At 71.3% G+C, this 18,826-nt stretch carries 19 protein-coding genes and 1 pseudogene; 8 read left to right on the top strand and 12 right to left on the bottom strand.

Features of this window, described 5'->3' with window-relative positions:
- Positions 1-17: 17 nt before the first annotated feature.
- The 6 genes from R2B38_RS02155 to R2B38_RS02130 are packed head-to-tail and all read right to left on the bottom strand — an operon-like array spanning position 18 to position 5,373.
- Positions 18-1,175, bottom strand: coding sequence for an acyl-CoA dehydrogenase family protein (locus tag R2B38_RS02155; RefSeq protein ID WP_318014673.1), 1,158 nt, complete (start codon positions 1,173-1,175; stop codon positions 18-20).
- A gap of 28 nt (positions 1,176-1,203) precedes the next feature.
- Positions 1,204-1,728 carry a DoxX family protein gene (locus tag R2B38_RS02150; protein ID WP_318014672.1) on the bottom strand — a complete coding sequence of 175 codons (525 nt, stop codon included), beginning with the start codon at positions 1,726-1,728 and terminating at the stop codon, positions 1,204-1,206.
- On the bottom strand, positions 1,725-2,636 hold the full coding sequence (locus R2B38_RS02145) for an SDR family NAD(P)-dependent oxidoreductase (RefSeq protein WP_318014671.1): 912 nt from the start codon (positions 2,634-2,636) through the stop codon (positions 1,725-1,727). The genes R2B38_RS02150 and R2B38_RS02145 overlap by 4 nt, the downstream gene beginning before the upstream one ends.
- A gap of 3 nt (positions 2,637-2,639) precedes the next feature.
- Complete coding sequence (locus R2B38_RS02140) at positions 2,640-3,806, bottom strand: CoA transferase (protein WP_318014670.1); 1,167 nt, start codon at positions 3,804-3,806, stop codon at positions 2,640-2,642.
- A gap of 30 nt (positions 3,807-3,836) precedes the next feature.
- The gene (locus R2B38_RS02135) at positions 3,837-4,616 is read right to left on the bottom strand and encodes an enoyl-CoA hydratase/isomerase family protein (protein ID WP_318014669.1); all 780 of its coding nucleotides are present in this window, start codon (positions 4,614-4,616) and stop codon (positions 3,837-3,839) included.
- Between the two features lies 1 nt (position 4,617).
- Positions 4,618-5,373, bottom strand: coding sequence for a 3-oxoacyl-ACP reductase family protein (locus R2B38_RS02130; RefSeq protein WP_318014668.1), 756 nt, complete (start codon positions 5,371-5,373; stop codon positions 4,618-4,620).
- A gap of 85 nt (positions 5,374-5,458) precedes the next feature.
- Here R2B38_RS02130 and R2B38_RS02125 point away from each other — a divergent pair, with 85 nt between their 5' ends.
- The 5 genes from R2B38_RS02125 (at position 5,459) to R2B38_RS02105 (ending at position 10,607) form a co-directional block, all read left to right on the top strand.
- On the top strand, positions 5,459-6,601 hold the full coding sequence (locus tag R2B38_RS02125) for an acyl-CoA dehydrogenase family protein (RefSeq protein WP_318014667.1): 1,143 nt from the start codon (positions 5,459-5,461) through the stop codon (positions 6,599-6,601).
- Positions 6,602-6,714: 113 nt separating this feature from the next.
- Positions 6,715-8,289, top strand: a complete 1,575-nt coding sequence (locus tag R2B38_RS02120) for an AMP-binding protein (protein ID WP_318014666.1) — start codon at positions 6,715-6,717, stop codon at positions 8,287-8,289.
- Positions 8,290-8,293: 4 nt separating this feature from the next.
- Positions 8,294-9,445 (top strand): thiolase family protein, encoded by a 1,152-nt coding sequence (locus tag R2B38_RS02115; protein ID WP_318014665.1) that lies wholly within the window; start codon positions 8,294-8,296, stop codon positions 9,443-9,445.
- Entirely contained in the window at positions 9,442-9,843 is a 402-nt protein-coding gene (locus tag R2B38_RS02110) for a Zn-ribbon domain-containing OB-fold protein (protein ID WP_318014664.1), read from the top strand. The genes R2B38_RS02115 and R2B38_RS02110 overlap by 4 nt, the downstream gene beginning before the upstream one ends.
- A gap of 14 nt (positions 9,844-9,857) precedes the next feature.
- Positions 9,858-10,607: a FadR/GntR family transcriptional regulator gene (locus R2B38_RS02105; RefSeq protein WP_318014663.1), complete on the top strand. Its 750-nt coding sequence runs from the start codon at positions 9,858-9,860 to the stop codon at positions 10,605-10,607.
- 7 nt (positions 10,608-10,614) lie between these two features.
- Here R2B38_RS02105 and R2B38_RS02100 read toward each other — a convergent pair.
- From R2B38_RS02100 to R2B38_RS02090, 3 genes and pseudogenes are all read right to left on the bottom strand, one after another.
- A pseudogene (locus R2B38_RS02100) lies at positions 10,615-11,636 on the bottom strand (TIGR03617 family F420-dependent LLM class oxidoreductase).
- Positions 11,633-12,778 carry an acyl-CoA dehydrogenase family protein gene (locus tag R2B38_RS02095; protein WP_318014662.1) on the bottom strand — a complete coding sequence of 382 codons (1,146 nt, stop codon included), beginning with the start codon at positions 12,776-12,778 and terminating at the stop codon, positions 11,633-11,635. The pseudogene R2B38_RS02100 and the gene R2B38_RS02095 overlap by 4 nt, the downstream one beginning before the upstream one ends.
- Positions 12,779-12,783: 5 nt before the next feature.
- Positions 12,784-13,584 carry an enoyl-CoA hydratase/isomerase family protein gene (locus R2B38_RS02090; protein ID WP_318014661.1) on the bottom strand — a complete coding sequence of 267 codons (801 nt, stop codon included), beginning with the start codon at positions 13,582-13,584 and terminating at the stop codon, positions 12,784-12,786.
- A 90-nt stretch (positions 13,585-13,674) separates the two neighbouring features.
- Between R2B38_RS02090 and R2B38_RS02085 the strand changes: the two genes are divergently transcribed.
- Entirely contained in the window at positions 13,675-14,541 is an 867-nt protein-coding gene (locus R2B38_RS02085) for a crotonase/enoyl-CoA hydratase family protein (RefSeq protein WP_318014660.1), read from the top strand.
- Positions 14,542-14,858: 317 nt separating this feature from the next.
- A complete protein-coding gene (locus R2B38_RS02080) occupies positions 14,859-16,268 on the top strand; it encodes a glycoside hydrolase family 1 protein (protein WP_318014659.1) in 1,410 nt (469 codons plus the stop codon).
- Here the strand turns inward: R2B38_RS02080 and R2B38_RS02075 are convergent.
- Genes R2B38_RS02075 through R2B38_RS02065 form a run of 3 tightly spaced genes read right to left on the bottom strand, consistent with a single transcriptional unit; the run spans position 16,247 to position 17,596 of the window.
- Entirely contained in the window at positions 16,247-16,441 is a 195-nt protein-coding gene (locus R2B38_RS02075; RefSeq protein WP_318014658.1) for a hypothetical protein, read from the bottom strand. The two genes, R2B38_RS02080 and R2B38_RS02075, sit on opposite strands and share 22 nt — an antisense overlap.
- Before the next feature lie 2 nt (positions 16,442-16,443).
- On the bottom strand, positions 16,444-16,749 hold the full coding sequence (locus tag R2B38_RS02070; RefSeq protein ID WP_318014657.1) for a hypothetical protein: 306 nt from the start codon (positions 16,747-16,749) through the stop codon (positions 16,444-16,446).
- A gap of 25 nt (positions 16,750-16,774) precedes the next feature.
- The gene (locus tag R2B38_RS02065) at positions 16,775-17,596 is read right to left on the bottom strand and encodes an enoyl-CoA hydratase/isomerase family protein (protein WP_033278467.1); all 822 of its coding nucleotides are present in this window, start codon (positions 17,594-17,596) and stop codon (positions 16,775-16,777) included.
- A 107-nt stretch (positions 17,597-17,703) separates the two neighbouring features.
- Between R2B38_RS02065 and R2B38_RS02060 the strand changes: the two genes are divergently transcribed.
- Positions 17,704-18,825: an acyl-CoA dehydrogenase family protein gene (locus tag R2B38_RS02060; protein WP_318014656.1), complete on the top strand. Its 1,122-nt coding sequence runs from the start codon at positions 17,704-17,706 to the stop codon at positions 18,823-18,825.
- The last annotated feature ends 1 nt before the right edge of the window (position 18,826 follow it).

Genomic DNA, 18,826 nt, shown 5'->3' with positions numbered 1-18,826 from the left:
CTCGTCTTCGATGTCCGTCAGCCCCGGGCCGCCTCGCCCAGCAGCGCCTTCGCGATGATGACCTGCTGGATCTGGCTCGTCCCCTCGTAGATACGGAACAGGCGGGCGTCGCGGTAGAAGCGCTCGACGGCGACCCCGCGCATGTAGCCCGCCCCGCCGTGGACCTGGACCGCGCGGTCCGCGACCCGCCACACCATCTCGCTGGCGAAGTACTTCGTGCAGGACGGGCCGATCTTGGTGTCCGTGCCGGCGTCGAACGCGCGGGCCGCCTCCAGGACCGTGGCGCGGCCGGCGTAGTAGTCGGTCATCGAGTCGGCGATCAGGCCCTGGACGAGCTGGAAGGAGCCGATGAGCTTCCCGGACTGGCGGCGGGTGCGGGCGTACTCGACGGACTCGTCGACGAGCCGCTCGGCCATGCCCACGCACAGGGACGAGATGTGCACCCGGCCGTGCGCGATGCAGCCCATCGCCGTGCCGAAGCCCCGGTCGAGCCCGGCCTCGCCGCCGACGAGGGCGGACGCGGGTACGCGTACGTCGTCGAAGTACACGTCCGCGGTCCAGGCGCCGAACTGGCCCATCTTGTGGTCCTTGGGAGCCACGGTCAGGCCCGGAGTGCCCGCCGGGACAAGGAAGGTGGAGATGCCGCGGGTGCGCGGGGCGTCGGGGTCGGTGCGGGCGAAGACCATGAAGACGTCGGCGAGCGGGGCGTTGGTGATGTACCGCTTGGCACCGTTGATCACCCACTCGTCGCCGTCCAGGTGCGCCCTCGTGGTCAGGGTCGAAGGGTCGGAACCCGCCTCCGCCTCGGTGAGCGCGAACGACGCCAGGACGTCACCCGAGGCGATCCTCGGCAGCCACTCCGCCTTCTGCTCCTCCGTGCCGCCGACCATCAGGACGTGCCCGGCGATGCCGTTGTTCGTCCCGAACATCGAGCGCAGGGCCGGGGTCGTGTACCCCAGCTCGAACATCAACTGGGCCTCCTCGTACATCGAGAGGCCCAGCCCGCCGTACTCCTCGGGCAGCGCGAAGCCGAACAGGCCCATCTTCTTGGCCGCCTCGCGGATCTCCGCGGGCATCTCGTCCTTCTCGTCGATCTCCGCCTCAAGCGGTACGACGCGCTCGCGCACGAAGCGCCGGACCTCGGACAGCACCGCGCTGAAGTCAGCCGCGTCCATGTCGACTCCCTTGTTGCCCTAAGTGATCTCAGTCAGCTGTTTCTGTCTCGTCCGGCTTCCGCTCCGGCCGGTAGCACACGGCCAGCAGCGCGGCGGCGCTCGCCGTGCCGACGCCCAGGGCCAGCAACGCGGGTCCCACGCCCGCGCGTTGGCGGCGCAGGACTCCGTCCAGCGAGTACCGGCCGGGGCCCAGTGCCGCCAGGGCCACGGCCGCGCCGCCCACGACACCGACGTACTCCCAGCCGCCCTTGAAGACGAAGAAACCCTTGCCCCGATGGTCGGTTCGGGCGGCCACGGTCATCAGACCGACGGCAGCCGCAGCCGGCAGGGGATTGGCCGCGCCCAGCGTGATCCCCACGCCGGCCGCCATCTCAGTCCCGGCCGCCATACGCGCGTGCACCTCGGCGGGCCGCAGCCCCAGCGCCTCGAACCAGCCCGCCGTGCCCTTGAGCCCGCCCGGACCGGCGACCTTGTTCCAGCCGTGCGCGAAGAGCATCGGGCCGAGCGTCGCGCGCAGGACGAGCGCGGCGACGTCGTGGCCCCGTGCCGTCACTGGCCGACTCCGGTGGCCCGCCCCGCAGGCGCCACACCGTACAACTGCGGTACGGCGTCCACGAGTTCGTCGTAGGTGAGGGCCTGCCCCGACTCGCTGGGGTGGACGGCGGCGACGGTCCAGCCCTGGAGCCGGTTCAGCCGGTTGCCCTCGATGCGCAGGACCTGGCCGGTCAGCCAGGCCGCGGTGTCGGAGGCCAGGTAGACGACGACGCCCGAGGCGTTGGCGGGGTCGCGCGGGTCGAAGCCGTCGACGGCCTGGAGCGATTCGCCGACGGACAGGCCGTCCGTCATCCGGGTGGCCGCGATCGGCGAGATGGCGTTCGCGGTGACGCCGTACTTGCGCATCTCCAGGGCGGTGAGGACGGTGAGCCCGGCGATCCCGGCCTTCGCGGCACCGTAGTTGGACTGCCCCTGGTTGCCGAACAGGCCAGTTCCTGAAGTGGTGTTGATGACACGGCCGGTGACGCGCTCGCCCCGCTTCGACGCCTCGCGCCAGTACGCGCACGCGTGCCGGGTGAGGGCGAACGTGCCCTTGAGGTGGACCGCGATCACGGCGTCGAACTCGGCCTCGGTCATCGAGAACAGCATGCGGTCGCGCACGATCCCCGCGTTGTTCACGACGATGTCGAGGCGCCCGAACTCCGCGACCGTGTCCGCGACCATGGTCTCGGTCGCCGCCCAGTCCGTCACCGACGCGTGGTTGGCGACCGCCTGCCCGCCCAACTTGGTTATCTCGGCGACGACTTCGTCGGCGGGGGAGTCGCCGGTGCTCTCCCCGTGCACGCCGGAGCCGAGATCGTTCACCACCACGGTCGCACCGGCCTCGGCCAGCGCCAGGCAGTGCGCCCGGCCGAGCCCCCTGCCGCCGCCGGTCACGACGGCGACCTTGTCGTCGAGGATGCCCACCTGCTACCTCCCGGTTGTGTCGAGTTCGCGGAGTACGTCGTCGGTGTGTTCGCCGAGCGTCGGCGCACCGCTGCGGGGTTTGTCGTCAACACCCCAGAAACTGACGGGTGTTGCCACGGTCCGCAGCGGCGGGGCGTCACCCATGCCGGGCTGTTCGACGAACGCGCCGATCGCTTCTGCCTGCGGATCGGCCGCCACCTCGGCCAGGGTCTGCACCGGCGCCCACCACACGCCCTCGGCGTCGAACCGCCGTGCCCACTCGTCGAGTGGCCGACGCGCGAACTCCTCGTCGAACACGGCGATCAACTCCCGTACGTGCGCTCGCCGTTGCTTGCCCGTCGCGAACCGTTCGTCCGTCTCCAGGTCCGCGCGGCCGAGCGCCTTGACGACGCCGGGCCAGTGCCGGTTGCCCTCCAGGCCGACCAGCCAGAACCAGCGGTCGTCGGCGGCCCGGTAGGAGTTGTAGAGCGGGGACTCGTGCTCGGTGCGGTGCCGGGTGCGGCCGCGCCTGCCGAAGAAGTTCTGCAGGGCGAGGTCGTTCCCGTTGGCGTAGGTGCCGGAGCGGAGCAGCGAGACGTCCACGACGCCGCCCTCGCCGGTGCGTTCGCGGCGCAGCAGCGCGGCCAGGACGCCGGCCACCAGGTTGGCGGCGGCCGTACGATCACCAAGTCCCGGGCGGATGCCGGGCGGTGGCTCCCCGGCCGGGTTGAGCATGGCCGCGATGCCGGGCCGCGCCCAGAAGGCCGAGACGTCGTACCCGGCGCGGTCGCGCTCCGCGCCCGTCCAGCCGTAGCCCGTCAACGTGCCGACGATCAGGCGGGGATGGCGGGCGCGCAGCTCGTCCGGGGCCAGGCCCAGGCGTTCCAGCGCGCCGGGGCGGAGGTTGGTGACGAAGACGTCGGCGCGCTCCAGCAGTTGTTCCAGTACGCCCTTGCCGTCCTCCGAGCGGAGGTCGAGGACGATCCCGCGCTTGCCGCGGTTGTCGGTCTCGAACGGGGGCGCGCTGTCGATGTCCTGGCCGACATGGCGGAGCGTGTATCGGTTGGGATCGCCGGTCGGCGCCTCCACCTTCACCACGTCCGCGCCCCAGTCCGCGAGCATGGTGGCCGCGGCCGGAGCCGCCACCCACATGCCCAGTTCGACGACCGAAATGCCCTCCAGTGGCCGCACGACCCACCTCCCTGTCTGTCGATCCGCCCGCTACTTGCCCTGGAAGTCGCCGGGTCGGCGCTCCCGGAAGGCCTTCAGTCCCTCGACGCGGTCCTCGGTGGAGAACAGCACCGAGACGGTTTCGCGCTCGTACGAGATCGCCGCCTCCAGGTCCATCCCGAGGCCGTAGTCGATCAGTCGCTTGCCCGCCGCCAGGGCCAGCGGAGCCCCGGCCGTCAGTGCGGTCGCGAGTTTCTCGGCGACGCCCAACACCTCGCCGGGCTCGGCGAGTTCGTTGACCAGCCCGAGCGCGTGGGCCCGCTCCGCGTCGATCGGTTCGCCGGTGAGGATCATCTGCTTGGCGATCGCGGGCGGTATCAGACGCGGCAGGCGTTGTGTGCCGCCCGCGCCCGGCAGTACGCCGAGCTTCATCTCGGGCAGGCCGAGTCGCGCGCCCCGCTCCGCGACCCGGAGGTCGCAGGCGAGCGCCAGCTCCAGGCCGCCGCCGAAGGCGAACCCATGGACGGCCGCGACCGAGGGCTTGGGGAAGTCCTCCAACAGCGCGTACGCGTCGGTGAGTTGCTGGACGAAGGAATGGAACTGCCGGGGTGCCGTGAACGACTCGATCTCACCGATGTCGGCCCCGGCCGAGAAGGCCCGGCCCGCCCCGGTCACGACCAGGGCGCGTACGTCGTCGTTGTCGCGCAGTTCGCTCAGCGCCCGCGTCAGCTGGTCCACGGTCCCGGAGCCGATCGCGTTGAGCTGCCCCGGCCGGTCGAGGGTCAACACGGCGATGCTGTCCCGGAGTTCGACACGCAGCACGGTGTCCACCTCAGACCATCGTGAGGCCGCCGCTGACCGAGAGCGTCTGCCCGGTCATGTAGGCGGCGTCGTCGGACGCGAGGAAGGCCACCACACCGGCGATGTCGGCGGGCTGGGCGACGCGGCGCAGCGGGATCGCCCGCACGGTCGCGTCGTACATCTTCTGGCTGTACTCGGCGACCTGCCCGAGCAGCGCGGTGTCGGTGGGACCCGGGCAGACGCTGTTCACGGTGATCCCGTGCCGGGCGACCTCGCGGGCCAGGGCCTTGCCGAAGGCGATGACACCGCCCTTCGTCGCCGAGTACACGACCTCGCCGGACGAGCCGACCCGGCCGGCGTCCGAGGCGATGTGGACGATCCGGCCGCCGCCCCGCTCGATCATCGGGTCGAGGACGGCCCGGGTCATCGTGATCGTCCCGCGCAGGTTGACGGCGATGATCCGGTCCCAGGTCTCCTCGGCGCTGTCCACGAATCGGCCGATGACGTCGACGGCCGCGTTGTTCACCAGGACGTCCACCGGGCCGAGTTCTGCGGCCACCCGGTCCACGGCCGTACGTACGGCCGCGCTGTCGGAGATGTCCGCGCCGACTCCCGTGGCCCGCACGCCGTACCGCTCCGCGAGCAGGCCCGCGACCTTGCCGGCCGCCTCCGCGTCCAGGTCGCAGACGGCGACCGCGGCTCCCTGGGCGGCGAGCCGGCCGGCGATCGCCTCGCCGATGCCGCGGCCCGCTCCGGTGACGAGCGCCACCTTGTCCCGTACGCTCACGCGCCCTCCCTCGCCCGGCTGTCGATACAGCGCTATCGTATAACTACTTCAGCTAAATAAGCGAGATGCCTGAGCGGAGTCGAGCATGCGCCGAACGATCTTCACCGAGGAGCACGAGCTGTTCCGGGAGACCGCCCGCTCCTACTACCTGCGGGAATGCGCTCCGTACGCCGAGCAGTGGGAGCGGGACGGGCAGGTGAGCCGGGCCGCGTGGACGGCGGCGGGCAAGGCCGGGCTCATCGGCTGGCAGTTCCCGGAGGAGTACGGCGGCCAGGGGATCTGGGACTTCCGCTACAACGCCATCATGGCGGAGGAGATGGCGGCCACCAGCTCGGTCGGCATCGGGCTCGGGCTGCAGAACGACGTCATCCCGCCCTATCTGACGCGCCTCACCACCCCTGAGCAGAAGGCCCGTTGGCTGCCGGGAGTGACGAGCGGCGAGACGATCTGCGCGCTCGCGCTGTCCGAGCCGGCCGCCGGATCCGATCTCAAGGCCATCCGCACGACCGCCCGGCGGGACGGTGACGAGTGGGTGATCGACGGTTCCAAGACCTTCATCACCAACGGCATCCTGGCCGACCTGGTCGTCGTCGCCTGCAAGACCGACCCCGACGCCGGACGCAAGGGCATCAGCCTGATCGTCGTCGAGCGGGACGCGGAGGGCTTCGAGCGCGGGCGCAAACTCGACAAGGTCGGGATGAAGGCGCAGGACACCGCCGAACTCTTCTTCCACGAGGTCCGCGTCCCCGCCGAGAACCTCATCGGGCAGGAGAACCGCGGTTTCTACCACATGATGGGCAACCTCCCGACCGAGCGCCTCGCCATCGCCGTCTCCTCGCTGGCCGCCGCCGAGCGGGCGTACGAACTGGCGCTGGACTACGCAAAGACCCGCACCGCGTTCGGGCAGCCGATCGGGGAGTTCCAGGCGAACCGGTTCGCCCTCGCCGACATCAAGGCCAAGCTGGGCGCCGCCCGCGTCTACGTCGACGGCTGCATCATGGCGCTGTTCCAGGGCGAGTTGACGCCCGAGGAGGCCGCGGCGGCCAAGTACTGGACCTCGGAGACCGGCTGGCAGGTCATCGACCGCTGTATGCAGCTGTTCGGCGGCTACGGCTACGTCAACGAGTACGAGATCGCCCGGATCTGGCGGGACAGCCGGGTGCAGCGGGTGTTCGGCGGCACCTCGGAGATCATGCAGGAGATCATCGGGCGCTCGCTGGGGCTCTGACATCGGGTGCACTCATTGACTACCTTGGATAAATAGGTTAGCTATTTAACCTGGATGAGTGCACGGCCGCTTCCGACTTCCGCCTCCTTCCGAAAGCCCTTGGAGTCAAGAGCATGCATTCCGCCCGCCGCCTGACGTTCGGCGACATCATCCGTGAGCACCGCAGGTCCTTCCCCGACGGCATCGCCCTCGTCGACGGCGACGTCCGGCTGACCTGGCCGCAGTTGGACGAGCGCACCGACCGCCTCGCCCAGGCCCTCACGATCGCCGGGGTCGGCCCCGGTGACCGGATCCTCTGGCTGGGGCAGAACTCCTTCCGTATCTGGGAACTGCTCGGTGCCGCCGCGAAGATCGGCGCCATGGTCTGTCCCGGCTACTGGCGCTGGGCCGCCCCCGAAATGGCGTTCGCCGTCGAGGACTTCGACCCCAAGGTCGTGGTCTGGCAGGACGAGGAGATCGGCGACACGGTCGGCAAGGCACGGGCCGAACTGGGCAGCGACCACCGGGCGTTGTGGCTGCGGCACGACGCGGAGGGCCCCGGCTCCTACGAGGCGTTCCTGGCCTCCGGCACGGCCGAGGACCCGGCCGTCGACGTCGACCCGGACTCCGCGCTCCTGGTCATCTACACCGCGGCGATCTCCGGACGCCAGTCCGGCTCGATGCTCTCGCACCGCAACCTCCTCGCCATGGGCGCGAGTTCCGCCTGGATGGGGGACATCGGCACCGAGACCGCCTTCCTCGGCGCCGGACCCATGTTCCACATCGGCAACTACCAGTTCTGGGGCGTCCCGGCCTTCGTGCACGGCGGCAAGAACGTCGTCGTCCGCCGGGTCGTCGCCGAGGAACTGCTCCCGCTGCTGGCGGCGGAGCGCTGCACGCACGCGTACCTGATGCCGCCGACCATCGCCCAACTCGTCACCCTCAACAGGGAAGCGGGCCACGACCTCTCACACCTGCGGGCCAGCGTCGCCGCCCCCCTGTGGCAGGGCACGGTCCCCACCGACACCAGCCGCTTCACCCGCAACGGCGGCGGCGAGGGCCGCGGCTACGGCCAGACCGAGGTGACCGGCTTCGCCGTGACCGGTGCCTACGGCGGCACGGGCACCGGCAACGCGGGACGCCCCGGCCCCTTCACCGCCGTACGCGTCCTGGACGGCACCGGTAAGGAGTGCGAGGTCGGGCAGGCCGGCGAGATCTGCGTCCGCGGCGACCTCGTGCACCTCGGCTACTGGAACCGGCCCGGGATCAACGAGGAACGTTTCCGCTTCGGTTGGTGGCACACCACCGACCTCGGCCGGCGTGAGGCGGACGGCACGATCAGCTTCCTCGGGACCACCACCCGCATGCTCAAGTCGGCGGCGGAGAACATCTTCCCGGCCGAGGTGGAGAACTGCGTCGAGTCCCACCCGGCGGTGAAGGAGGCCGCCGTCATCGGCGTCCCGAACGAGCGCTGGGCGCAGGACGTCAAAGCGGTCGTCGTCCTCCACCCCGACGCCGAGCCGGTCACGGCAGCGGACCTCATCGAGCACTGCCGGGCCCGGATCGCCTCGTACAAGAAGCCGAAGACGGTGGAGTTCGTCGAGGCGCTGCCGCGCACCAAGGACTTCGGCAAGGACTACGAGGCGCTCGACGAGCGCTTCGGCGGGGGCGGCTACCCCGGCGGCGAGCAGCTCGGCGCGGGGCGGTGACGGCATGAGCGACCGCCAACCCGTCGTCGTCGGCGTGCACGCCACCGAGCAGGCCCTGTCCCTCCCGCACCGCGACGCGATGGGCCTCGCCCTCGAAGCGGTGCGCGGCGCCATCGAGGACGCGGGGCTGACCCCGGGGGACGTCGACGGCGCCCAGGTCGACTGGCCCGGCCCGGGCGGTGTGCCCGGCGAGGGCAGTTCCTGGGCGCGGATGCTCGGCCGGGACCTGCGCTGGACCAGCGACTCGATGCTCGACAACGCCGGTTCGCGCGGCCTGCTGAAGGCGGCGGCGGCCGTACGGGCCGGGCTCGCCGACACCGTCGTGGTCGGCGGCTGCAAGCTGGTCTCGCGGGGTGCGGGTCCCGTCGGCGCCGGGGTGCCGCTGGAGTTCGCCGACGTCTGGGGCAGCTACGTCGTCGCCCAGTTCGCGCTGGTGGCGGCCCGGCACATGCACCAGTACGGGACGACCGCCCGCCAGCTCGCGGAGGTCGCCGCCACCGTCCGCAACAGCGGGACCACCAACCCGGAGGCGATGATGTACGGCCGCGGCCCGTACACCGCCGACGACGTGCTCGCCTCCCGCATGGTGGCCACCCCGTTCCACCTGCTGGACTGCTGCATCGTCGGCGAGGGCGGCGCCGCCCTGGTGGTGACCACGGCCGAACGCGCCCGGGACCTGCCCCACCCGCCCGTCGCCGTGCTCGGCGGTGGCATGGAGTACCACCAGGCCGCGTACGCCAATCCCGCGCTGTACCGGGAGGTCGGCCAGCTCGGCCGGGACGCGGCCACCCGTGCCTACGCCATGGCGGGCATCGGCCCGCAGGACGTGGACGTCTTCTCCCTCTACGACCCCAACTCCTTCGAGATCATCCGGCAGTTGGAGATCCTCGGGCTGTGCGACGAGGGCGAAGGAGGGCCCCTGGCCGCCAGCGGCGCCATCGCCGTCGGCGGCAAGCACCCCGTCAATCCCGACGGCGGCTGCCTGGCGTACGCGTGGAACGGAACCCAGCAGATGACCCTCAAAGTCGTCGAGGCCGTACGGCAGTTGCGCGGCACCGCTGTCCACCAGGTAGAGGGCGCCGAGCTGGCGGTCGTCGGCAACGCCGGCTCCGGCGCGCAGCACTATGAGATGAGCGTGTTGGGGAGGAGCCGATGAGCCGGCCCGTACCCGTCCCCACTCCGCTCTCCCAGCCGTTCTGGGACGCGGCCCGGCGCGGTGACCTCGTCGTCCCGCACTGCCCGGCCTGCGGGCTGCGCTTCCTCGTGCCCGAACCCGCCTGCCCCGGCTGCATGTCGGCGGACTGGCGGTACGTGCCCAGCGCCGGCCGGGGCACCGTCTACTCGGTGACCGTGGTCCACCGCGCACCCGGCCCCGGTTTCGGGACACCGTTCGCGCTGGCCGTGATCGACCTGGACGAGGGCGGCACCCTGCTGTCCCACGTCGACGCGGGCGACCCGGACGACGTGACCATCGGCATGCGGGTGCGCGTGGACTTCCGGCCCCTCACCGACGAGATCACCCTGCCGTACTTCGTGCCGCTCCCAGCCGACTGAAGGAGTTGGATGCCGTGACGAACACGCCGGTACGGGTCCCCAAGATGGCCGAGCTGGTGGCGGCACAGCTGCGCCGCAAGATCGTGCGCGGGGAACTGGCCGAGGGGGAGGCGTTGCCCGCCGAGACGGCCCTGATGGCGGAGTTCGCCGTCTCCCGGCCGACCCTGCGGGAGGCGTTCCGGGTCCTGGAGTCGGAGTCGCTGATCAGCGTACGCCGGGGCGCCCGGGGCGGGGCACGGGTACAGGTCCCCGAGGGCACGGTCGCCGCCCGCTACGCGGGAGTCGTCCTGGAGTACCGAGGCACGACCCTCAAGGACGTCTACGACGCCCGTACGGTCATCGAGGCGCCGTGCGCCGGTCTGCTGGCCGAGCGCCGCACCGACCGGGACCTGGAGCGGCTGCGGGCCTCCGTCGCCGAGGCGGAGGGGCTCATGGACGACCCCTCGGCCTTCATCCGCGCCCACATGGAGTTCCACGCCCTCGTCGTCGAACTCGCGGGCAACGAGACGCTGAGCGTTCTCAACGGCATGGTCCGGCACATCATCGACCAGGCGAACTGGTCCCACGTCGACCTCGACGCCGGCAGCCCCGAGAACATCCGGGCCAACCGCCGGGGCTTCCGCGCCCACGGCGCCCTCGTCGAACTGGTCGCCGGGCGCCGCACCGAGGCCGCCGAGGAGCTGTGGCGCCTGCATCTCCAGGAGGCCGAGGACTACCTGCTGCAGAGCAGGTCCATGACGACGGTCCTGGACCTGCTTGGCTGACGTACCGTCAACTCCCGTGCAGATCCCGCACGATGGGCTCCCACACCTCGGCGTCGATCTCGTACGCGGTGTAGAAGGACACCCGGTCGACCAGACTCCCGTACCGGCGCCTGATCTCGCCCGCCACTCGCTCAGGCTCCGCGACGACCGCGAAGGTGTGCAGGACCTCGTCGTCGACCAGCCCGCCCATCGCCTCCCATTTGTCCTCGCGGGACGACTTCGACAGCGCGTTCAGCTCGTCACCGAGTTCGCCCCAGCCGTGCAGCTCCAGGACTCCGCGATAGGCGGGTGTGCTGCCGTAGAAGGCGATCTGGCGGCGGGTGCCGTCGATCGCGCGGGCCAGTTCCTCCTCGGTGCGGCCGGTCGCGGTGAGGAGGAGATGGGAGACGGAGAAGTCGTCGCGCGTACGGCCGGACCGTTCGAGGCCCAACTCGACGGTCGGGAGGGTGACTTCGCGCAGATACCGCTCGGTGGTGAAGCCGTGCGCGAGGAGCCCGTCGGCGACCTCGCCGGCCACCCGCGTCATCGCCTCGCCGACCGCGGCCACGAAGACCTTCGGGGCGCCGCCGGGAGCGGGCGGGGGGAGAAGAAGGGGGACATGAGCGTGTGCGTGTAGAAGTCGCCGCGGAAGTCGAGCTTCTCGCCGTCGTTCCAGGCGGACCAGATGGCGCGCAGCGCGCTCACGTACTCCCGCATACGGGCGGCGGGGCGGCTCCACGGCATCGAGAAGCGCCGCTCGATGTGCGGTTTGATCTGGCTGCCGAGGCCGAGGGAGAAGCGCCCGCCAGAATAGGCCTGCAAGTCGTGGGCGGTGTAGGCGAGTTGCATGGGGGAGCGGGCGAACGCCACCGCGATCGCCGTGCCCACCTCCAGCCGGTCGGTGTGCTCGGCCGCGAGCAGCAGCGGCAGGAACGGGTCGTGTTGCGACTCCGAGGCCCACAGGCCGTCGTAGCCCGCCTTCTCGTGGTGGAGGGCCTCCGCCACGACCTCCGCGGTGCCCCACACGCTGAGCTTGCCGTCGACCTTCATGCCGCTCCCTTTGCCGTGACCGTGTCCAACCCGATGCGCCGCGCGAGGAGTTCGCGGTGGTACGCCGGGTCCCCGAACAGAAGGTGTGATGTCTTGGCCCGCTTCAGATACAGGTGGGCCGGGTGCTCCCAGGTGAAGCCGATGCCCCCGTGGACCTGGATGTTCTGTTCCGTCGCCTGCAGACAGGCGTCCGAGCAGAACGCCTTGGCGAGGCTCGCCACCGCGGGCAGGTCCGGGTCCTCGGCCTCGGCGGCGAGCAGCGCGAAGTGCGCGGCGGCACGCGCCGACTCCACTTCGAGGAGGACGTCGGCGAGCAGGTGCTTCACGGCCTGGAAGGAGCCGATGGGCCGCCCGAACTGGTGCCGTACCTTGGCGTACTCCACCGCCATGTCCAGCGCGCGGGAGGCCACCCCGACCTGCTCGGCGGCGAGCGCCACCGCGGCCCGGTCGAGCACCTGCGAGACGAGGTCCCAGCCGTCGCCGTGCCCAGTACGCAGCCTGGTTGCCGGTACGTCGTCGTAGTCGAGGCGGGCCTGTCGGCGGGTGGGGTCCATCGTGGGCAGAGGGGTGCGGGTCAGTCCGGCCGCGTCGCCGTCCACCCAGAAGACGCCGATGCCGTCGTCGGCGTGGGCGACCGTGAGGACGACATCGGCGGTGGCACCGTCCAGGACGAACATCTTGTGCCCGGTGAGCAGCCACCGCCCTTCCGATGCACGGGCGTTGAGCCGGACCCCTGCCGCGTCCCAGCGGGCGGAGTCCTCGGTGAGGGCCAGCGTCCCGACCAGTTCGCCCGAGGCGAGCCCCGGCAGCAGACGCTTGCGGGCGTCCTCGTCGTCGCAGCGCAGCAGCGTGGTCGTCGCCAGCACGGCCGAGGAGAGGAAGGGCGTGCACACCAGCGCCCGGCCCAACTCCTCCATGACCACGCCCACTTCGACCGGACCGCACCCGGCACCGCCGTACTCCTCGGGAACGGCCAGCCCCTGCAGGCCGAGCTCCGTCCCCATCCGGCGCCACAGCGCCCGGTCGAAGCCCTCCGGGGTCTCCATCAGCCGCCGTGTCTCGGTCTCGGGCGAGGTGTCCGCGAGGAACGCCCGTACCGTGCGCCGCAGTTCGTCCTGCTCGTCACTGAAGGCGAAGTCCATGCCGCTCAGCCCTCCGCACCGGCTCGGCGACGCCCGCGCGAGGCGATGATCTCCTCCACCGCGGCGATGTGGTCCGGGTCGTGCATGCTGTCCCGTTCGGCGAGCAGCGCCGGCTCCAGTACGGCGGCCATGGCCTGCTCCAGGTGCAGGTTCACCGCCCGCTTGGTGCCGCGCAGCGCCTGCGCGGGCAGGGCGGCCAGCCGTCCCGCCAGTTCCATGGCCTCGTCCAGGAGCTTGTCCTTCGGTACGACACGGTTGGCGATGCCGAGCCGGACCGCCTCCTCGGCGCTCACCCGGTCGCCCAGGAACAGGAGTTCCTTCGCCCGGGTCGCGCCGACGAGCAGCGGCAGGACCAGCGCGCCGCCGTCGCCCGCGACGAGACCGACCTGGACGTGCGGGTCGGCCACATAGGCGTCGTCCGCGATCAGCACCAGGTCGCTCAGCAGGGCCAGGCTGCAACCGAGGCCCACGGCAGGCCCGTTGACCGCCGCGATGACCGGCAGCGGGCAGCGGACCAGGCCGGTGATGATCCGCCGGGCCTCGTCGACGTTGTGCTGCCGGAAGACGGGGTCGCGCTGGACCCGGGTCATGATGTCGAAGTTGCCTCCCGCGCTGAACGCCCGTCCCCGTCCGGTGAGCACGACCACCCGCGCCTCGGGGTCGTCGGCCACGGTGTCCCAGACCGACGCGAGGCCGGAGTGCAACTCCTCGCTCATCGCGTTGAGTTGGTCCGGCCGGTTCAGCTCGACCAGCCGGACCGGCCCGAGGGCCGTCACCACCAGATCCGTCATCTCCACCGCCACCATCCAGGAACAGTTCAGTAGAGTTGAATGCTATAACTAATTGAGCTTTATGAGAACCAGGTCGCGGAGTGACGAGCCCGACGGAGGACACGCATGCCGGAGCAGATGTACGAGACCGTGCGGGCCGAGGTGGCGGACCGGATCCTCACCGTCACGCTCAACCGGCCCGAGAGGCTGAACGCCTTCAACCCGCAGATGATGGGTGACCTCCTGGACGTCCTGGACGCGGCCGACGCCGACGACGACGTGCGGGTGATCGTGGTGACCGGAGCCGGGCGGGGCTTCTGCGCGGGGGCCGATGTCAGCTCCGGCGGGTCGTCCTTCGACCATCGGAAGGCGGGTGCCTGGCACCGGGACACGGGCGGCCGGGTCGCGCTGCGGATCTTCTCCAGCACGAAACCCGTCATCGCGGCGATCAACGGGCCGGCCGCGGGCGTCGGCGCCAGCATGACCCTCCCCATGGACATCCGGCTGGCCTCGACCTCGGCGAAGTTCGGCTTCGTCTTCGCGCGCCGGGGCATCGTGCCGGAATCCGCGGCGAGCTGGTTCCTGCCCCGGGCCGTGGGGATGCAACGGGCCATGGAATGGGTGGCCACCGGCCGCGTCTTCGGCCCCGACGAGGCCCTGTCGGCCGGGTTGGTGCGCTCCGTCCACCCGCCGGAGGAGCTGCTGCCTGCGGCGTACGAACTCGCCCGGGAGATCGCCGAGAACACCTCGGCGGTCTCGGTCGCCCTCTCCCGCCAGATGATGTGGCGGATGCTCGGCGAACCCCACCCGATGACCGCGCACCGGCTCGACTCGCGGATCATGAGCCAGATCGGCGGCGGCCAGGACCCCGTGGAGGGCGTCGAGTCCTTCCTCGCCAAACGGCCCCCCGAGTTCCCGGGCCGGGTCAGCAAGGACATGCCGGCCGTCTACCCCTGGTGGCCGGAGGAGGAGTTCCGTCCCTTGGGGGAGTAGGCGTCACTGGAGGTCGTTGCCGGAGGGTGTCTTCGGGAGGCCTGACCGGAAGCGGAAGACGACTCGCGGTCCGCTCGGGAACTCCGGATCATGGCCGAAACATGCGGGCCAGGGTCTCGGGCAACCCCGGCGGGTCGATCACGGCCTCGGTCCGGAGGGCGGCCGACCTCGTCCTCGACAAGGGCCGGCCCCCGCGCGACACGTTGACGGACCGATGAGATCTGTCCGAAACATTGTCGTCGTTTCCCTGAAGTGTTAGCGTCCGGACGGCGGGCATTCAGTTGAATGCGTTAGCTATTCCGCCCGGGACGGTGACCATGAGCGATGGTTTCCTGCACGAATCCTTCCGTGGTGTCGACTGGGGAGTCGCCACGGCGGATGCCATCGCGGCTCCGCCGCCTCCCCCGCCGGAACGCGCGGGGCACTTCAGGCAGTGGACCGACGACATCCGGCAGCTGGTCGGCGTCACGCCCGACACGCACCGGATGGTCGCCGGATGGCCGCTGCTCCAGCCCGACGGCCCCGGCAGCTGGGACCACGCGGCCCTGGACCGCTGCGACCGCGAACTCGACTCCCTGCTCGAACTCGGCCTGCGGCCGTGCCTCACCCTGTTCGACCGCTCGCTGCCGCAGTGGCTGGAGGACCGCGGAGGCTGGCTCGATCGCGACACAGCCGAGCAATTCGCCGCCTACGCAGCCGAGTTGGGCTGTCGCTACGGCGACCGCGTGACCCGCTGGATCACCTCCACCGACCTCGCGGGCCCCACCCTCGCCGACCACGTGGCCGGGATGTACACACCGGGACGGGGCATCGGCCGCGCCGGCCTGCCCGCCGTCCACCACATCCTGCTCGCCAACGGACTCGCGACCCGCGCGCTCCGCGCCGCCGGCGTGAGCGGCCGGATCGGGACCACGGTCACGCTCGTCGGCGGCTACGCGGCCACCGAGGACCCCTTCGACGGGCTCGCCCTGGATCGCCTGCTGAGCTGGACCAACCGTCTCTTCCTCGACCCCCTGCTGCTCGGCGAGCACATGGTGACCGAGGACGACGTCTCACCGGTCGAGGACACCGGCTGCGTACGCCCGGGGGACCTGGACGTCATCGCCACCCCGCAGGACCTGCTCGGCCTGTCCTGGCACACCCCGTTCCGCGTCACCGCGCCGGAGAACCTCGCCCGCGCACTGCCGGCCGACAAGTGCCAGAGCAGGCTCAACGAGGTCAACCGCCTCCTCGTCGGCCTGGGCTTCGCGGTCGTCCCCTTCGACGACGTGGAGACGACGGCGTACGGCTGGCCCATCCTCCCCGAGGGCCTGGCCGACGCCGTCGCGGACCTGCACGACCTCTACGGCGAGCTGCTGCCGCCGCTGTCCATCGTGGACAACGGCATGGGCGACCTCGACCTCGTCGACGAGACCGGCCACAGCGACGACGCCCGGCGCCGCGCCCTGCTGCGCGCCCGGCTGTCCTGGCTGGGCCGGGTGATCCAGCGCGGTGTCGACGTCTGCGGCTACGAGTACTGGTCGGTGCTGGACAACCTGGAGGCGAAGTTCCGCTACACCCGCCTCTACGCGATGGCGGTCCCGGACCATGAGCCGCCGCCGCGGCCGCCGATGCCCTCGGACTGGCTGCGGGCCGGAGCCTTCGCCGGACCCGAGGCACCGGCTACGACGGCCGGGCTCACCCTGGTCCCGCCCGGCCCCCGGGATCAGCGCGTCGGAGCCCCGTAGTCCCGGCCCCGGATCAGCCGCACCGGTGTGTAGACGAGCACGTCCTCGTCCCGCTGGTTGCGTACGGTGATGCGGCTGGTCACCACGCCCCGGCCGGGTTTGCTCGACGGCCGGGAGGCGGTGGTCTCCACGACGGCGTACAGCGTGTCGCCGACGTACACCGGTCCCCGCACGGTCAGTTCCATGTGCAGGAACGCCAGCCCGTGCCGTGCAGCACGTTCGTCTGCAGGACGAGTCCTTCGGCGATGCAGTACGTCAGCGCGCCCGGGACCAGCCGCCCCGTGTAGCCCCCGTCGGCCGCGTGCGAGGCGTCCCAGAAGAGCGGCTCGTTGAAGCCGCCCCAGGTGACGAAGTTGACGAGGTCGGTCTCGGTGACCGTGCGGCGGGCGGTGCGGAAGATCTGCCCGACCGGCATCTCCTCGTAGGTCAACCCCCGTACCAGCGGGGGGATTTCGGTGGCGGTGGTGGGCTCTGCCGTCATCGCGGGCTCCTCGTGCGTCCGTGGGTCACAGGTCGATCGGGTGCTTGCCGCCCACGCCCTCGAAGTCCGGGGCGCGCTTCTCGCGGTGGGCGGCGAGTCCCTCGACGACCTCGTGCCCGCCGAATCCGAAGAACTCCAGCCCCAGCGAGGCCTCGAAGAGCGGCTGGGCCGTGCGGTACCAGTGGTTGAGGGACCGCTTGGTCCAGCTGAGGGCGCTGGCGGGTCCGGCGGCCAGCAGGGTCGCGACCCGCAGGCCCTCGGCGTGCACGTCCTCGTCGTCCACGCACTTCGACACCAGGCCGATCCGCTCGGCCTCCTCGCCGGTCAGCGCCTCGCAGGTCAGCAGGTAGTACTTGGCCTTGGCCATCCCGCACAGCAGCGGCCAGCAGATCGCCGCGTGGTCGCCGGCCGCCACCCCTAGCCGAGTGTGCCCGTCGACGATCTTCGCCCGGCGTCCGGCGATGGAGATGTCCGCGAGCATTCCGACGACCAGGCCCGCGCCGACCGCCGGTCCGTGGATCGCGGAGACCACCGGCTTCGAGCAGTTGATCACCCCGTAGACCATGTCCCGCGCCTCCCGCATCGTCCGGGCGCGCACGGCGTAGTCCTCGGTCATGGCCTCGATGGAGTCGAAGGTCCCGCCGGCCGAGAACGCCTTGCCGGCCCCCTGGACCAGCACCGCGCGGGTCTCCTCGTCCCGGTCGATGACGGGCCAGACGTCGGCCAGTTCGCCGTGCATGCGTGGATCCACGGCGTTGAGGTTCGGCGCGTCCAGCACGATGCGCAGCACACCGGGCGCGGGCCGCTCGAAGGTCAGGCTCGTGAACGGGGCGTAGGGATCGGTCACGTCGCGCTCCTGGTGTATTCAGTGCGGATACTATAATTATCTAACTGTATCGAGAGGCGGGCGGCAAGCGCCCGGCACACGGGCGCACCGAGGACGGGAAGCTCGGCATGGATCTCACCTTCAGCGAGGAACAGCACGAACTGCGCACGGTCGTAAGGTCGTTCCTCACCCGGCACGCCACCGAGGCGGACGTGCGCCGCCTGGCCGCCGACCCGCGCGGACACGATCCGTGGATCTGGCGGCGGATGGCCACGGAGATCGGACTCCAGGGACTCGCCGTACCGGAGGAGTACGGCGGCTCCGGCTTCGGCTACGCCGACCTCGGCGTCGTCTTCGAGGAGACGGGCCGCGCCCTGCTGTGCGCCCCGTACTTCGCCACCGTCGCCCTGGCCGCCGAGGCGCTGCTGCGCTGCGACGACGAGGCCGCCCGCGCCGAACTCCTCCCGGGCATCGCATCCGGAGAGACGGTGGCCACGCTCGCCCTGACGGAGGACGACGGACGCTGGGACGAGTTGGGCATCCGCCTCAACGCCCGTGCTGGAGCGAGCGGTTGGCTGCTCACGGGAGAGAAGACCTATGTCCCCGACGGACACCTCGCCGACCTGCTCCTGGTCGCCGCCCGCACCCCCGCGGGCATCAGCCTCTTCGCGGTCACGACCGCCGACGCCCCGGGCCTCACCCGCACCCCCCTCCCCACCCTCGACCAGACCCGCAAACAGGCCCGCGTCACCTTCGCGGACACCCCCGCCCGGCTGCTGGGCACGGACGGCACGGCCTGGCCCGCGCTCGCCCGGACCCTCGCCACGGCCGCCGTGTTGCTGGCCGTCGAACAGGTCGGAGGAGCCGCCGCCGCCCTGGACACGGCGGTCGCCTACGCCAAGATCCGTGAGCAGTACGGCCGCCCCATCGGCTCGTTCCAGGGCATCAAGCACAAGTGCGCCGACATGCTCGTCGAGATCGAGTCCGCCCGCTCGGCCGCGTACGCCGGACTGTGGGCCCTGGACGCCGGTGACGAGACGGAGATCGCCGTCGCGGCGGCCCTCGCCCAGGCCTTCTGCTCCGAGGCGTTCACCAAGGTGGCCGCCGACACCATCCAGGTCCACGGCGGCATCGGCTTCACCTGGGAACACCCCGCGCACCTCTACCTCAAGCGGGCCAAGAGCTCCGAGGTGCTGCTCGGCACGCCCGCGTACCACCGGGAACTGCTCGCCGCCCGGCTCGGCATCTGAC

This window comes from Streptomyces sp. N50 (genome assembly GCF_033335955.1).
In the GTDB taxonomy this organism is placed as follows: domain Bacteria; phylum Actinomycetota; class Actinomycetes; order Streptomycetales; family Streptomycetaceae; genus Streptomyces.
Note: the sequence above shows the minus strand (reverse complement) of the source record. Positions and strands in the feature narration are given on the sequence as shown.

Bases quoted from the DNA above. Each gene is read 5' to 3' on its own strand.
- R2B38_RS02120 (WP_318014666.1), top strand. From the start codon at position 6,715: ATGCATTCCGCCCGCCGCCTGACGTTCGGCGACATCATCCGTGAGCAC.
- R2B38_RS02125 (WP_318014667.1), top strand. From the start codon at position 5,459: ATGCGCCGAACGATCTTCACCGAGGAGCACGAGCTGTTCCGGGAGACC.
- R2B38_RS02060 (WP_318014656.1), top strand. From the start codon at position 17,704: ATGGATCTCACCTTCAGCGAGGAACAGCACGAACTGCGCACGGTCGTA.
- R2B38_RS02070 (WP_318014657.1), bottom strand. From the start codon at position 16,749: ATGACGGCAGAGCCCACCACCGCCACCGAAATCCCCCCGCTGGTACGG.
- R2B38_RS02085 (WP_318014660.1), top strand. From the start codon at position 13,675: ATGCCGGAGCAGATGTACGAGACCGTGCGGGCCGAGGTGGCGGACCGG.
- R2B38_RS02090 (WP_318014661.1), bottom strand. From the start codon at position 13,584: ATGGTGGCGGTGGAGATGACGGATCTGGTGGTGACGGCCCTCGGGCCG.
- R2B38_RS02110 (WP_318014664.1), top strand. From the start codon at position 9,442: ATGAGCCGGCCCGTACCCGTCCCCACTCCGCTCTCCCAGCCGTTCTGG.
- R2B38_RS02095 (WP_318014662.1), bottom strand. From the start codon at position 12,778: ATGGACTTCGCCTTCAGTGACGAGCAGGACGAACTGCGGCGCACGGTA.
- R2B38_RS02155 (WP_318014673.1), bottom strand. From the start codon at position 1,175: ATGGACGCGGCTGACTTCAGCGCGGTGCTGTCCGAGGTCCGGCGCTTC.
- R2B38_RS02115 (WP_318014665.1), top strand. From the start codon at position 8,294: ATGAGCGACCGCCAACCCGTCGTCGTCGGCGTGCACGCCACCGAGCAG.
- R2B38_RS02080 (WP_318014659.1), top strand. From the start codon at position 14,859: ATGAGCGATGGTTTCCTGCACGAATCCTTCCGTGGTGTCGACTGGGGA.